This is a genomic window from Enterobacter cloacae complex sp. IR53041 (assembly GCF_049238285.1).
Taxonomy (GTDB): Bacteria; Pseudomonadota; Gammaproteobacteria; order Enterobacterales; family Enterobacteriaceae; genus Enterobacter; species Enterobacter roggenkampii.
The window spans coordinates 33740-46448 of sequence record NZ_JBMKHB010000033.1 but is presented as its reverse complement, the minus strand read 5'-3'; the positions used below and the strand labels follow the sequence as shown (position 1 = coordinate 46448).

At 54.6% G+C, this 12709-nt stretch carries 13 protein-coding genes and 2 tRNA genes; 11 read left to right on the top strand and 4 right to left on the bottom strand.

Features of this window, described 5'->3' with window-relative positions; genetic code table 11:
• Positions 1–10 precede the first annotated feature (10 nt).
• Together ACOTXF_RS19655 and dkgB are read left to right on the top strand one after the other, a co-directional pair.
• Positions 11–87, top strand: a tRNA-Asp gene (locus tag ACOTXF_RS19655).
• Between the two features lie 160 nt (positions 88–247).
• Complete coding sequence (gene dkgB, locus ACOTXF_RS19650) at positions 248–1051, top strand: 2,5-didehydrogluconate reductase DkgB (RefSeq protein ID WP_045416823.1); 804 nt, start codon at positions 248–250, stop codon at positions 1049–1051.
• A 29-nt stretch (positions 1052–1080) separates the two neighbouring features.
• Here dkgB and yafC read toward each other — a convergent pair whose 3' ends face one another.
• A complete protein-coding gene (gene yafC / locus ACOTXF_RS19645) occupies positions 1081–1986 on the bottom strand; it encodes a DNA-binding transcriptional regulator YafC (RefSeq protein WP_021242864.1) in 906 nt (301 codons plus the stop codon).
• Positions 1987–2090: 104 nt separating this feature from the next.
• Between yafC and ACOTXF_RS19640 the strand changes: the two genes are divergently transcribed.
• The 3 genes from ACOTXF_RS19640 to ACOTXF_RS19630 all read left to right on the top strand — a co-directional run bounded on the left by ACOTXF_RS19640 (position 2091) and on the right by ACOTXF_RS19630 (position 5053).
• Complete coding sequence (locus ACOTXF_RS19640; protein WP_032674203.1) at positions 2091–3266, top strand: MFS transporter; 1176 nt, start codon at positions 2091–2093, stop codon at positions 3264–3266.
• Positions 3267–3402: 136 nt separating this feature from the next.
• A complete protein-coding gene (locus ACOTXF_RS19635) occupies positions 3403–4203 on the top strand; it encodes an endonuclease/exonuclease/phosphatase family protein (protein WP_025912579.1) in 801 nt (266 codons plus the stop codon).
• 76 nt (positions 4204–4279) lie between these two features.
• Complete coding sequence (locus ACOTXF_RS19630; protein WP_023343407.1) at positions 4280–5053, top strand: class I SAM-dependent methyltransferase; 774 nt, start codon at positions 4280–4282, stop codon at positions 5051–5053.
• Positions 5054–5105: 52 nt separating this feature from the next.
• Here ACOTXF_RS19630 and mltD read toward each other — a convergent pair whose 3' ends face one another.
• Together mltD and gloB are read right to left on the bottom strand one after the other, a co-directional pair.
• Positions 5106–6470, bottom strand: coding sequence for a murein transglycosylase D (gene mltD, locus ACOTXF_RS19625; protein WP_023293221.1), 1365 nt, complete (start codon positions 6468–6470; stop codon positions 5106–5108).
• A 68-nt stretch (positions 6471–6538) separates the two neighbouring features.
• Entirely contained in the window at positions 6539–7297 is a 759-nt protein-coding gene (gene gloB, locus ACOTXF_RS19620; protein WP_045416817.1) for a hydroxyacylglutathione hydrolase, read from the bottom strand.
• Between the two features lie 32 nt (positions 7298–7329).
• Here gloB and ACOTXF_RS19615 point away from each other — a divergent pair, with 32 nt between their 5' ends.
• Complete coding sequence (locus ACOTXF_RS19615; RefSeq protein ID WP_008500277.1) at positions 7330–8046, top strand: class I SAM-dependent methyltransferase; 717 nt, start codon at positions 7330–7332, stop codon at positions 8044–8046.
• On the opposite strand, the gene rnhA is transcribed toward ACOTXF_RS19615, so the two are convergent.
• Positions 8047–8514 (bottom strand): ribonuclease HI, encoded by a 468-nt coding sequence (rnhA, locus tag ACOTXF_RS19610; protein WP_008500276.1) that lies wholly within the window; start codon positions 8512–8514, stop codon positions 8047–8049.
• Between the two features lie 64 nt (positions 8515–8578).
• On the opposite strand from rnhA, the gene dnaQ reads away from it, so the two are divergent.
• From dnaQ to ACOTXF_RS19585, 5 genes are all read left to right on the top strand, one after another.
• Positions 8579–9310, top strand: coding sequence for a DNA polymerase III subunit epsilon (gene dnaQ, locus ACOTXF_RS19605; protein WP_025912581.1), 732 nt, complete (start codon positions 8579–8581; stop codon positions 9308–9310).
• Positions 9311–9442: 132 nt separating this feature from the next.
• Positions 9443–9519, top strand: a tRNA-Asp gene (locus tag ACOTXF_RS19600).
• Between the two features lie 379 nt (positions 9520–9898).
• On the top strand, positions 9899–10618 hold the full coding sequence (locus tag ACOTXF_RS19595) for a FadR/GntR family transcriptional regulator (protein WP_045909857.1): 720 nt from the start codon (positions 9899–9901) through the stop codon (positions 10616–10618).
• Positions 10615–11628 (top strand): ABC transporter ATP-binding protein, encoded by a 1014-nt coding sequence (locus ACOTXF_RS19590; protein ID WP_047746240.1) that lies wholly within the window; start codon positions 10615–10617, stop codon positions 11626–11628. Before ACOTXF_RS19595 ends, ACOTXF_RS19590 begins: the two co-directional genes overlap by 4 nt.
• Positions 11625–12707 carry an ABC transporter ATP-binding protein gene (locus ACOTXF_RS19585; protein ID WP_047746241.1) on the top strand — a complete coding sequence of 361 codons (1083 nt, stop codon included), beginning with the start codon at positions 11625–11627 and terminating at the stop codon, positions 12705–12707. The genes ACOTXF_RS19590 and ACOTXF_RS19585 overlap by 4 nt, the downstream gene beginning before the upstream one ends.
• Positions 12708–12709: the final 2 nt, after the last annotated feature.

The window sequence follows — 12709 nt, the reverse complement described above, 5'->3', positions numbered from 1 at the left end:
AGTCTTCGGTGGAGCGGTAGTTCAGTCGGTTAGAATACCTGCCTGTCACGCAGGGGGTCGCGGGTTCGAGTCCCGTCCGTTCCGCCACTTATTAAAAGCCCTGAGCTAACGCTCAGGGCTTTTTTCTTATCTGACGTTTAATTATTTCGAAATCAGCAAAAATCCTCTGCATTTTGCGATCTTTTTCTCTATAACGCTGCCAGCGATAATCGTCCTCAGTTTACGAACATAATGATTGAGGAACAGTATGACTCTCCCTGCATTTGGTCTGGGCACTTTCCGCCTGAAAGACGACATTGTTATCGCATCAGTTAAAACCGCACTCGAACTGGGCTATCGTGCTGTTGATACGGCGCAGATCTATGAAAACGAAGCTGCCGTTGGACAAGCTCTCGAAGAGAGCGGTGTACCGCGTAATGAGCTGTTTATTACCACGAAAATCTGGATTGAGAATCTCAGCAAAGACAAGCTGATCCCAAGCCTGAAAGAGAGCCTGAAAAAACTGCGTGCTGACTACGTGGATCTGACGCTGGTCCACTGGCCATCACCGAACGATGCCGTCTCTGTGGAAGAATTCATGCAGGCGCTGCTGGAAGCGAAAAAGCAGGGCTTAACCCGCGAAATTGGGATCTCCAACTTCACGATCCCGCTGATGGAAAAAGCCATTGCTGCTGTTGGCGCAGAAAATATTGCAACCAACCAGATTGAGCTCTCTCCATATCTGCAAAACCGCAAAGTGGTGGACTGGGCAAAACAGCATGGGATCCACATCACCTCATACATGACGCTGGCCTACGGTAAGGCGCTGAAAGATGAGGTAATTATCCGTATCGCCGAGAAGCATAATGCGACGGCTGCGCAGGTCATTCTGGCATGGGCAATGGGTGAAGGGTATGCCGTGATCCCATCATCCACTAAGCGTGAAAACCTGGCGAGCAACCTGTTAGCAACGGATCTTCATCTGGATGCTGACGATAAAAAAGCGATCGCAGCCCTGGAGTGCAACGATCGCCTGGTCAGCCCGGAAGGCTTAGCGCCAAACTGGGATTAAGTTTGACCCACCCTCTGTAACCTGAACCCTCACACAGCTCCTCCGGGAGCTGTTTTTATATGTTCACTCAGAAAATCGATAAAGGCACGAATGCGCGTACTCACCGCTCTGTCGCTGTAATACACCGCGCTAAAAGGCATTTCCACTGGCAGGCGTTTATCGGCCATCAATTCCACCAGTTCACCCCGCGCAATCTCCTTATCAATCATATAGTCAGACAAACAGGCGATACCGTTGCCTTCAAGACACAATTGCTTCAGCGTCTCCCCGCTGTTGGACGACAACCCGCAGGTGATCTCATGCAACTGACCGTCAGGGCAGGCGACGGGCCAGGTATTTAGCGAAACGGGTTCCGTGAAGCCCAGGCACAAATGCTGTTTCAACTCCTCAACCGTCTCCGGTTTGCCATGTTCAGCAATATACTGTGGCGACGCGATAATTTTACGGTAGCTGGCAAACAGCGGGCGGGCCCGCAGGCTTGAATCGGTCAGCGTTCCGGCCCGGATCGCCACATCTACCTTTCGCTCGATGAGGTTAATAAACGTCTCGGACGAGACCAGAGAGAGCGTCATCTCCGGATAGCGTTCACGGAAAGGTTTGATTAGCGGCATCAGAAAGTGCAGCACAACCGGCGTGGCTGCATCAATGCGCAGTAACCCACGCGGCGTGCTGCGGGTCTCCATAATCTCGGTCTCTGCTGCGGCCATCTCCTGCAGTACCGACTGCACGCGGCGAAAATAACGCTCACCTTCCTCCGTCAGGCTCAGCTGCCGCGTCGTTCGGTTGAGCAGACTCACCCCAAGCTTCATCTCCAGCTTTTTTACCGAGCGGCTGATGGCTGAGTTAGCCTGTCCCAGCTGTTCGGCCGCGCGGCTAAAGCTGCCGCTTTCAACCACGGCGACAAAGATTGTCAGCTCTTCTGACGTTGCTTTCATTGTTGCACCACCCGCAAAATTCTATTGAGATTTTGACCATTTTTGTTATTTAAGCACTGGCGCATACTGCCTGTCATCTTAATCCTGATGATACGGAGTATTTTATGCCACTGGCGCTACTTGCCCTGACGATCAGTGCCTTCGCAATTGGCACGACCGAATTTGTTATCGTGGGACTGGTTCCCACCATTGCTAACCAGCTTGCGATCTCGCTGCCCTCCGCCGGATTGCTGGTGTCCATCTACGCCCTGGGCGTTGCTGTCGGTGCGCCAGTCCTGACGGCCCTGACCGGACGCTTTCCGCGTAAGCAGCTGTTAGTTGCACTGATGGTGCTGTTCACCGCCGGCAACGTGCTGGCCTGGCAGGCGCCGGACTACACCACGCTGGTCATCGCTCGGCTGTTGACCGGCCTTGCTCACGGGGTGTTCTTCTCGATTGGTTCCACTATTGCAACCAGCCTGGTACCCAAAGAGAAAGCGGCATCCGCCATTGCGATCATGTTCGGTGGGTTGACCGTTGCACTCGTTACGGGCGTACCGTTGGGCACGTTTATCGGACAACACTTCGGCTGGCGTGAAACGTTCCTGGCCGTCTCCCTACTGGGCGTCATTGCCCTGGTGACCAGCCTGCTGCTGGTGCCGTCGAATATTCCAGGCCGGGCCAGCGCTAGCTTGAGCGATCAGCTGAAGGTACTTACGCATCCGCGTTTGCTGATCATCTACGCGGTTACGGCGCTGGGCTATGGTGGCGTATTCACTGCTTTTACCTTCCTGGCACCGATGATGCAGGACCTGGCGGGCTTCTCTCCCAACGCCGTGAGCTGGATCTTGCTGGGGTACGGTATTTCCGTTGCGATTGGCAATATCTGGGGCGGCAAGCTTGCGGATAAGCATGGTGCGGTACCGGCGCTGAAATTCATCTTCGCCGCGCTGGTTGTTCTGCTGATGATTTTCCAGTTCACCGCCTCGATACAGTACGCCGCGCTGGTCACGGTACTGGTCATGGGGATCTTCGCTTTTGGTAATGTGCCAGGGCTTCAGGTCTACGTTGTACAGAAAGCTGAGCTTTATACGCCAAATGCGGTGGACGTGGCATCGGGGCTGAACATTGCCGCATTTAATATTGGTATTGCGCTGGGTTCAATTATTGGCGGACAAACCGTCGAGCACTTCGGATTGACCCAGACCCCGTGGATTGGCGCGGTGATTGTCCTGATCGCCTTCCTGCTGATTGGCCTGAGCGGACGTCTGGATAAGCCAGCCCGCGTTGCGCTGGGGTAACATCAGTAAGCGCTGGCTTACAAAACTGGAAAGCGGTTTCTCAGAAATTGCGTTGAAAGTGTGACCTAAAGTCCCTATAACATTAGAACCAGTCCGTTTTCCGGACTGGTTCATGTTACAGAGGCTGTTTCCAAAAGTGCGAAAAAATACCTATGCCATGCGTTATGTTGCCGGAATGCCCGCGGAGAGGATCTTGCCTCCGGGGTCGTTTGCGAGCATCAGTCAGGCATTACCCGCCGGCACACCGTTAAGCAGCGATGAAAAAATCCGCGTACTGGTGTGGAATATCTTTAAGCAGCAGCGTGCGGAGTGGTTATCGGTACTCAAGAATTTTGGCAAAGATGCCCATCTGGTTCTGCTCCAGGAAGCGCAAACCACCCCTGAGCTGGTCCGGTTTGCCACCACTCACTATCTTGCCGCCGACCAGGTACCGGCCTTTGTTCTGCCTCAGCACCCCTCGGGGGTGATGACGCTTTCAGCAGCACATCCGGTCTATTGTTGTCCATTGCGCGAACGCGAGCCTATCCTGCGTCTGGCGAAATCGGCACTGGTGACGGTCTATCCACTGCCGGATACCCGTATGCTGATGGTCGTGAATATCCACGCGGTAAACTTCAGCCTGGGCGTGGATGTATATAGTAAGCAGTTACTTCCGATCGGCGATCAGATTGCGCATCATAGTGGGCCGATCATTATGGCCGGTGATTTCAATGCCTGGAGCCGCCCGCGCATGAATGCGCTGTACCGCTTTGCGCGCGAAATGTCGCTGCGTGAAGTCCGTTTTAGCGATGACCAACGCAAAAAAGCCTTTGGTCGTCCTCTCGATTTTGTCTTCTACCGTGGTTTAAGCGTGCACGACGCCTCTGTGCTGGTGACGCGCGCCTCCGATCATAACCCTCTACTCGTCGAATTCAGTCCCGGCAAACCTGATAAATAATGGTGTGTCAGGTCTGCCGTGGGGCAGACCTGCGCGGGTGCTGCCCTTCTATTTTTAACCCACAAAGGACAGTACGATGACAACAACACACTCCCATCATGACAACGTAGAAAAACAGTTTGGTTCTCAGGCAAATGCCTATCTGAGCAGCGCCGTGCACGCTTCAGGTCGCGATCTGGTGCGTCTCGGTGAACGTCTGTCGGCATTCCCGCAGGCGCACGTGCTGGATTTAGGCTGCGGGGCAGGGCATGCCAGCTTCACGGCTGCGCAACAGGTGGCGCACGTAACCGCATATGACTTATCCAGCCAGATGCTGGAGGTGGTTGCTGAAGCGGCGAAAGCGAAGGGACTGGGCAACATCGATACGCGCCAGGGCTATGCCGAATCCTTACCTTTTGATGATGCCTCGTTTGAGGTGGTGATCAGCCGTTATTCCGCGCACCACTGGCATGATGTTGGCCAGGCATTACGCGAAGTCAAACGCGTTCTGAAGCCGGGTGGCATCTTCATTATTATGGATGTCATGTCGCCTGGGCATCCGGTACGTAATATCTGGCTGCAGACGGTGGAAGCGCTGCGCGACACCTCCCATGTGCAAAACTACGCCAGCGGAGAGTGGTTATCGCTTATCACGGAAGCGGGGCTGATCGCGCGTTCGTTAATCACAGACCGTTTACCGCTGGAGTTTAGCTCGTGGATAGCGCGTATGCGCACCCCGGAAGCATTAAGCCAGGCTATCAGGCTGTATCAGGAGAGTGCGTCGGCAGAGGTGAAGGCGTACTTTGAACTGCAGGACGATGGTTCATTTACCAGCGATACCATCATGGCGGAAGCGCAAAAAGCGGGATAAACAAAAAAGGCACCGAGGGGAATCGGTGCCTTTTTATCTTTCGGTCGTGTTATCAGGAGTCTGGCGTCGCGCTGTTCTTCACAAACAGCGTTAGCTGGTCGCCCGGTTTCAGATTGTCAGTATCGTTGTTCCAGCGCATCACATCTTTGATGTTCACGCCGTGACGTTTTGCGATACTGGACAGCGAATCACCCTTACGCACGCGATAGGTAATGCTATCGCTGTTGCTGGCGAGACGCTGTGCGCTGCTACCTGCACCCACCGTCAGAGTTTGACCCACTTTCAGGCCTGAACTGCGCAGGTTATTCCACTGCTGCAGATCTTTCGCATTCACGCCAAGACGTGACGCAATGCCCGAAAGCGTATCACCTGAACGAACCTTATAGCTGCGGCTGTTAACTGATGATGCATCCGCGATCAGCGTTGACTGAACGGCGGCGATTTCACCCGAAGCTAAAGACTCACGTAACTGCTCAGCATGTTTCTGCGGAACCATTACATACTGCGGGCCACTCGCCCCCAGCGTTGAGCCTTTAACGCCAGCATTAAAGGTTTTCAATTTACTTACCGACATACCCGTCATATCAGCAACCTGTTGAATATCAACCGGATTGCTGAGGCGAACACGCGCCAGTGCACGACTTTCGTCTGGTGTTGGCAGTTGTACACCGTAACGCTTGCTGTTCTTGAGAATATCGCTCAACGCCAGCATTTTCGGTACGTAAATCTTTGTTTCCTGTGGCAGTGAGAGCGACCAAAAATCGGTGGATTTACCCCGTGCTTTATTCGCTTTCATTGCCTTCAGTACACGACCTTCGCCGCTATTGTACGCTGCGACCGTTAACAGCCAGTCGCCGTCAAACATCTTGTTCAGACGTTGCATCATGTCGAGAGCGGCTGTCGTTGAAGCGACAACATCGCGACGCGCATCATAGTTGCGGGTCTGTTTCAGACCATAGTTTCGCCCGGTGCTCGGAATGATCTGCCAAATACCTGCGGCATTGGCGCCAGACGTCGCGTGTGGGTCAAAAGCGCTCTCCACTATGGGTAGGAGTACCAGCTCCATAGGCATGTTACGTTTCTTAACTTGCCCGGCTATCCAGTACATATACGGCTCTGCCCGTAACGTTACATCGTGGAGATAGCTCTTATTACTTAAATACTTCTGTTTCTGTTCGCGAATCCGGCTGTTTTCCGGAATTCCCATCTTTAGCTCGTCGCCAATAGAGGTCCACAAGTCTTGCTCCTGCGCGAAAGATGTCCCATCGTCCATCCAGCGCGCCGAACTTGTAAACTTCCCTGCTTCCCCTTGACCAGCTGCAGAAAGGCTCTGTGCGTGCTGTTGTACGTTGCTGCCGTTCTGCGACTGGCAACCTACAAGCAGGACAGAGGCGAGTAATATCGCTTTTGCCTTCATGTGTGTGTCAATAGTTGCTTAAAAGACGAGCGATGATAACGGCGAATTTTTGAAAAGGCAACCAGCAATTATCTGAAGTTATCTTTCTTTGACCTTAACCATGCAAATCGCTGTTCTGGTTGTTGCAAATTTGTTTCTTGGTTAATTTTGCTAATTAAATCAATATCATCTGTTCGCAAAAATAAATTATTTTGGCGCTCGTTTTTCAGAATTACGGGGAGTGTGTTTTGGTTTTTTGCTCGTAACTCCTTCACTTTGTGATAATAATCCTGAATCGCCCGATCCTCAGGCAACAGGCTGACGGCAAACTTCATATTTCCTAATGTATACTCATGCGCGCAACAAATAACGGTGTCATCGGGTAATGCGTTAATCTTCTGTAAAGACTGATACATTTGCGCTGGTGTGCCTTCAAACAGCCTTCCGCAGCCCCCTGAGAACAGCGTGTCACCGCAAAAAAGATAAGGCTTACTGTAGAAACACAGATGTCCCAAAGTGTGACCCGGTGTGGCAAATACGGAAAACTCCCACTCACGTATGAGGATTTTTTCGCCTTCTTCGACTACTTGCGTGACACCCTTATCTTGTGCCTCTGACGGTCCGTAAACCACAACATGCGGAAAATGGGTACGCAGTTCAGGTACACCGCCCGTATGATCGTTATGGTGATGCGTCAACAGAATGGCTTCCGGCTGCCAGCCGTTCTCTTCTATTGCGCGCAGTACGGGGGCGGATTCTCCGGGATCGACAATGACGCATCGACGTTCATCGTCAACCAAAACCCAGATGTAATTGTCCTCAAAAGCAGAAATACTGATAAGATTCATACATTACCTCTTATAGCGTGGCGGGTGTGTTGATGAAACCGGCAAGGATACCTCAGACTGTCGCAGCACCGGAACGTTGGGCGGAACTGCCCTGGGGTGAATACTATCGCGAGGCGTTAGAGCAACAGCTGAAGCCCTGGCTCGCGAAAATGTATGGCTTTCACCTGCTTAAGATTGGCAATCTCAGCGCGGAAATCAATACCGAAAGCTGCGCTATCTCGCATCAGGTGAACGTCTCTCTCGGCGGATCGCCGGTTCAGGTGAAAGCAGACCCGTTACATCTGCCGTTTGCGGAAAAATCCGTTGATGCGTGTTTGCTCGCACATACGTTACCCTGGTGCAGCGATCCGCACCGTCTGCTTCGCGAAGCCGATCGCGTGCTGATTGATGACGGCTGGCTGGTGCTGAGCGGATTCAACCCGCTGAGCCTGATGGGCCTGCGAAAGCTGGTACCGGTGCTGCGCCGGACGCCGCCTTACAACAGCCGGATGTTCACCATGATGCGCCAGCTCGACTGGCTGTCACTGCTTAACTTCGAAGTGCTCTGCTACGGCGGCTTTCAGGTGCTGCCCTGGGCACGGCAGGGGGGCGTCTTGTTGAGCACGCATTTGCCTGCCTTAGGCTGCATGCAGTTTATCGTCGCGCGTAAGCGAACCATTCCCCTTACGCTTAATCCCATGAAGCAGAGCAAATCGAAAACACCGATCCGCCAGACCGTTGGCGCCACGCGGCAGTACAGAAAGCCCTGATCAGGATTCAGGCTGATAGCCCGCGTCCTCATGCGCAGGGTTAGCGGCTGCCGCACGCGCCAGTTCGTCACAGCGTTCGTTTTCCGGATGACCGGCGTGCCCTTTAACCCACTCCCACTTGATCTGGTGCTGGCCCAGGGCGGCATCAAGCCGTTTCCAGAGATCGACGTTCTTGACCGGTTTCTTATCGGCAGTCTTCCAGCCGCGTTTTTTCCAGTTATGGATCCACTGGGTAATTCCCTGACGAACGTACTGGCTGTCGGTACTTAACACCACGTCACAATGTTCTTTTAACGCCTCCAGCGCCACAATGGCCGCCATGAGCTCCATCCGGTTGTTGGTGGTCAGAAAATAGCCTTCGCTAAAAGTTTTTTCATGCTGGCGATAACGCATAATCGCACCGTAGCCGCCGGGACCCGGGTTGCCGAGACAAGATCCATCGGTGAAAATTTCTACCTGTTTACGCATCTCTGGTAGACTTCCTGTATTTGAAACGTTCAGTTAAACGATAAGTCTGACATAAATGACCGCTATGAGCACTGCAATTACTCGCCAGATCGTCCTCGATACCGAAACCACCGGTATGAACCAGATCGGCGCGCACTACGAAGGGCATAAGATCATTGAGATCGGCGCCGTTGAAGTGGTGAACCGTCGTCTTACGGGGAACAACTTCCACGTCTATCTCAAGCCCGATCGGCTGGTGGATCCCGAAGCGTTCGGCGTTCACGGTATTGCCGATGAGTTCTTGCTGGATAAGCCGACTTTTGCGGACGTGGCTGACGAATTCCTGGAATACATCAGGGGCGCTGAGCTTGTTATCCATAACGCCTCGTTCGATATCGGCTTTATGGATTATGAATTCAGCAAGCTTAACCGTGATATCCCGAAGACGAATACCTTCTGTAAGGTGACAGACAGTCTGGCGCTGGCGAGGAAAATGTTCCCCGGCAAGCGTAATAGCCTGGATGCACTGTGTTCGCGCTACGAGATAGATAATACCAAACGAACGCTCCACGGGGCGTTGCTCGATGCCCAGATCCTCGCCGATGTCTATCTGACGATGACTGGTGGGCAGACGTCTATGAAGTTCAGTATGGAAAATGAGTCGCAGCAAACTCAGGGTGAAGCGGGTATTCAGCGTGTCGTCCGTCAGGCAAGCCGGCTGCGGGTTGTTTTAGCCAGTGATGAAGAGCTGCTTAATCACGAATCCCGTCTTGATCTGGTGCAGAAGAAGGGCGGCAGCTGTCTCTGGCGTGCCTGAAAAAACGCCGGAATGCCTGTAAAATCATCGTTTGGGCGATTTTTTCAGCAAACGATTCAAAACGCGAGAAAAAGCGTTGACGAGATCGGAGGCGCACCGTAATATGCGCCTCGTTCCCCAAACGGGAACAGTGGAGCGGTAGTTCAGTCGGTTAGAATACCTGCCTGTCACGCAGGGGGTCGCGGGTTCGAGTCCCGTCCGTTCCGCCACTATTCAGAAGGCCTGAATCAGAAATGATTCAGGCCTTCGTCGTTTCAGCGTTCTGTAATCCCGTACTCTCACTTATCGTTAACAAAAAGTTAATATCAATGGTGCAATTAATTAACAATTGCACGGTTTCAGTGCGTAATTTGCACTATTGTTGTGCATTTTGCCACCATGTCTCTCTTCAGACCTCATTCAGAATGTGTCTTTCTGTAAAAATAATTCACGCAGAATCATTTGGTTATCTCCCGCTTGCCAAAAAAATAGCGAACCAATTACGTATTGGTTTGGTTATTGCTTAATCATTAGCACGATAAGCTTCATTCCATATCAATAACTTATCGTTAATAAAAATAAAGCAATGATGAAAGCGAGCGAACCAATATGGAAAAACCGTCACGGTTTCTGGCCAATTCCAGCACCGCGCTTGAGCAGTTGCGCGGGCTAATCAACCAGCATGAGTCAACACCAGGCATTCCGCTGCCCACGGAACGTGAGCTGTCGGACACTCTCGGCGTAGGGCGACGTGAAGTCCGTCGTGCGCTGGACGTGCTGGAAGAAGAAGGGCGTATCTGGCGTAAGCAGGGCAAAGGGACCTTTATCGGCCCGTCAGCACCTGTTGAACCGCTGGCCCTTCAGGGACTGGTGCAGCAAACCAACCTGCTGGAAGTGATGGAAGCTCGTCTTCAGCTTGAACCCGGCCTGGCCCGGCTTGCGGCACTGCGTGCCACCAGGGAAAACCTCGCGCTTATGCAGCGCATGCTGGAACGCATCGATAAGGTCAGCCCGGATGACCGCGATCTTAACGAACTCTGGGATAGCGCCTTTCACCGGGCGATTGCCGAGGCTGCGGGCAACCGTCTGATGCTCGGCCTGTTTGATGCCATTGATGCCGTCAGACGTGAACCGGGCTGGCAGCATCTGCGCGAATTAGCCCGCACGCCCGAACGTGTCGATAGCTATAACGACCACCACCACAAGATCATGGCGGCGATTATCCATCGCCAGCCTAATGAAGCTGCGGCCGCCATGCGCGAACACCTGCTCAGTCTGCAAACCGCCCTGATTCAGGCGATCCATCTTGAGGACGACTTCACGCCATGACGACAATCCCCTTTAAGGACGCTACGCCCGTACTGCAAGTACAAAACCTCAACGTTACGTTCGCGGGCTCGCCGGTTAGCGTGCTTGACGGTATCTCATTGACCGTCAGGGCGGGCGAAACGCTGGCGCTGGTGGGAGAGTCCGGCTGCGGGAAAAGTATCACCTCACTGGCGCTGATGGGGTTACTGCCCGCCAGCGCACGTATCGTCAGCGGGGAGATGCAGTTTCGCCGCCACGATCTGCGCAAGCTCTCGCCGCGGGAATATGCCGATCTGCGCGGCAGCGATCTGGCGATGATTTTCCAGGAGCCGATGACCTCGCTCAATCCGGCGTTTACGCTGGGCGATCAGTTGAGTGAAGCGGTCATGCGACACCAGGACGTCTCGCGCGCAGAGGCGATGAAGGTCGCGCTGCAGATCCTCGAAAAAGTGCAGATCCCGGCGGCAGAGATGCGTCTCAAGGCTTATCCTCATCAGCTTTCCGGCGGCATGCGCCAGCGCGTGATGATTGCCATGGCGCTGATTAACCATCCCAAATTGCTGATTGCCGACGAACCGACCACCGCGCTTGACGTCACCATCCAGGCGCAAATCCTCGCCTTGCTCAACGCCCTCAAAGAAGAGACCGGCACGGCGGTACTGATGATCACCCACGATTTAGGCGTGGTGGCCGAAGTGGCGCAGCAGGTGGCGGTGATGTATGCCGGACAGGTGGTAGAGCAGGGAAGCGTTGAGGCGATATTTGCCGATCCGCAGCACCCGTACACCATCGGCCTGATGGGGTCGATTCCCTCCCTTGGCGCACGTAAAGGCCCGCTTTCCACCATTCCCGGTTCGGTACCTCTGCCGGAATCCATGCCGAAGGGCTGTCGTTTTGCCACCCGCTGTCCGTTTGCGCAGGCGCGCTGCCATGATGAAAAACCGCCGCTCGCCACGCTCGGCGCGGGCCATCAGGTTGCCTGCTTCCGCGTGCCGCTCGAACACCACATCGCCCTGGGAGAGACCGCATGACCACACCCATTCTTGAAGCACGGGACCTCAGCAAGCTGTTCCCAGGCCCTAAAAAACTCTTTACCCCGGCCCGGTTTGTGACGGCAGTCGATCGCGTGTCGCTTGCCGTGATGCCGGGTGAAACGCTGGCGATTGTCGGCGAGTCCGGTTCCGGAAAATCCACGCTTGGCCGCCTGCTGCTGCGCCTGCTGGCCGCCAGCGAAGGGCGCGTGTTTTATCAGGGGGAAGAGATCACCCACGCCTCGGGCGCGCGGCTCAATCAGCTCCGCCGCGAGCTGCAGATCATCTTCCAGGATCCCTTCGCCTCCCTGAACCCGCGCATGACGGTGGAGCAGATCGTCGGCGAGCCGCTGTGGCTGCACCAGAACATGAAGAAAGCGGACCGTCAGTACCGCGTTGCCGAGCTGCTTAAAACCGTAGGCCTGCCCGCCGCCTGGGCCGGGCGCTACCCGCACGAGTTTTCCGGCGGGCAGCGCCAGCGTATTGGCATTGCGCGCGCGCTGGCCTCGGGACCGAAGCTGCTGCTGGGCGATGAGCCTGTATCCGCGCTGGATGTCTCCGTTCAGGCGCAGGTGGTCAATTTGCTGGAAAGCCTGAAGCACCAGTTGGGGCTGACGATGGTGATTGTCGCCCATGGTCTGGCGGTGATCCGCCACATGAGCGACCGCGTGGCGGTCATGTACCTCGGGCAAATCGTCGAGCTCGCCACCGTGGATGAGATCTTTGACGCGCCGCTTCATCCTTATACGCAGGCGCTGATCGCCTCGGCGCCGCAGATGCAGCCGGGCGCTGAACGCGCCGCGCCGCTGCTGCAGGGGGACTTACCGAACCCTGCCAGCCCGCCGTCCGGCTGTCGTTTCCACACCCGCTGCCCGTACGTTACCGACGAATGCCGCCAGGTCGAGCCGATTAATCAGGTGCTCGATGGCGGGCGTCAGGTTGCCTGCCATCGCTGGCAGGAGATCAACCGCGATCGCAGCGTTATTCAGATCGCACCGCCATCCGCCGCTTTTCTGCGCCGCCGCGCGCTGTTTGAACACGCGGCCACCCACTCATCCCTTCCTTCAAGGAACTCATGATA

Excerpts from the sequence above, each read along its gene's own strand:
- ACOTXF_RS19585 (WP_047746241.1), top strand. The coding sequence starts at position 11,625 with ATGACCACACCCATTCTTGAAGCACGGGACCTCAGCAAGCTGTTCCCA.
- ACOTXF_RS19615 (WP_008500277.1), top strand. The coding sequence starts at position 7,330 with ATGAAACCGGCAAGGATACCTCAGACTGTCGCAGCACCGGAACGTTGG.
- dkgB (WP_045416823.1), top strand. The coding sequence starts at position 248 with ATGACTCTCCCTGCATTTGGTCTGGGCACTTTCCGCCTGAAAGACGAC.
- ACOTXF_RS19595 (WP_045909857.1), top strand. The coding sequence starts at position 9,899 with ATGGAAAAACCGTCACGGTTTCTGGCCAATTCCAGCACCGCGCTTGAG.
- ACOTXF_RS19590 (WP_047746240.1), top strand. The coding sequence starts at position 10,615 with ATGACGACAATCCCCTTTAAGGACGCTACGCCCGTACTGCAAGTACAA.
- mltD (WP_023293221.1), bottom strand. The coding sequence starts at position 6,470 with ATGAAGGCAAAAGCGATATTACTCGCCTCTGTCCTGCTTGTAGGTTGC.
- dnaQ (WP_025912581.1), top strand. The coding sequence starts at position 8,579 with ATGAGCACTGCAATTACTCGCCAGATCGTCCTCGATACCGAAACCACC.
- yafC (WP_021242864.1), bottom strand. The coding sequence starts at position 1,986 with ATGAAAGCAACGTCAGAAGAGCTGACAATCTTTGTCGCCGTGGTTGAA.
- ACOTXF_RS19640 (WP_032674203.1), top strand. The coding sequence starts at position 2,091 with ATGCCACTGGCGCTACTTGCCCTGACGATCAGTGCCTTCGCAATTGGC.
- rnhA (WP_008500276.1), bottom strand. The coding sequence starts at position 8,514 with ATGCGTAAACAGGTAGAAATTTTCACCGATGGATCTTGTCTCGGCAAC.
- gloB (WP_045416817.1), bottom strand. The coding sequence starts at position 7,297 with ATGAATCTTATCAGTATTTCTGCTTTTGAGGACAATTACATCTGGGTT.
- ACOTXF_RS19630 (WP_023343407.1), top strand. The coding sequence starts at position 4,280 with ATGACAACAACACACTCCCATCATGACAACGTAGAAAAACAGTTTGGT.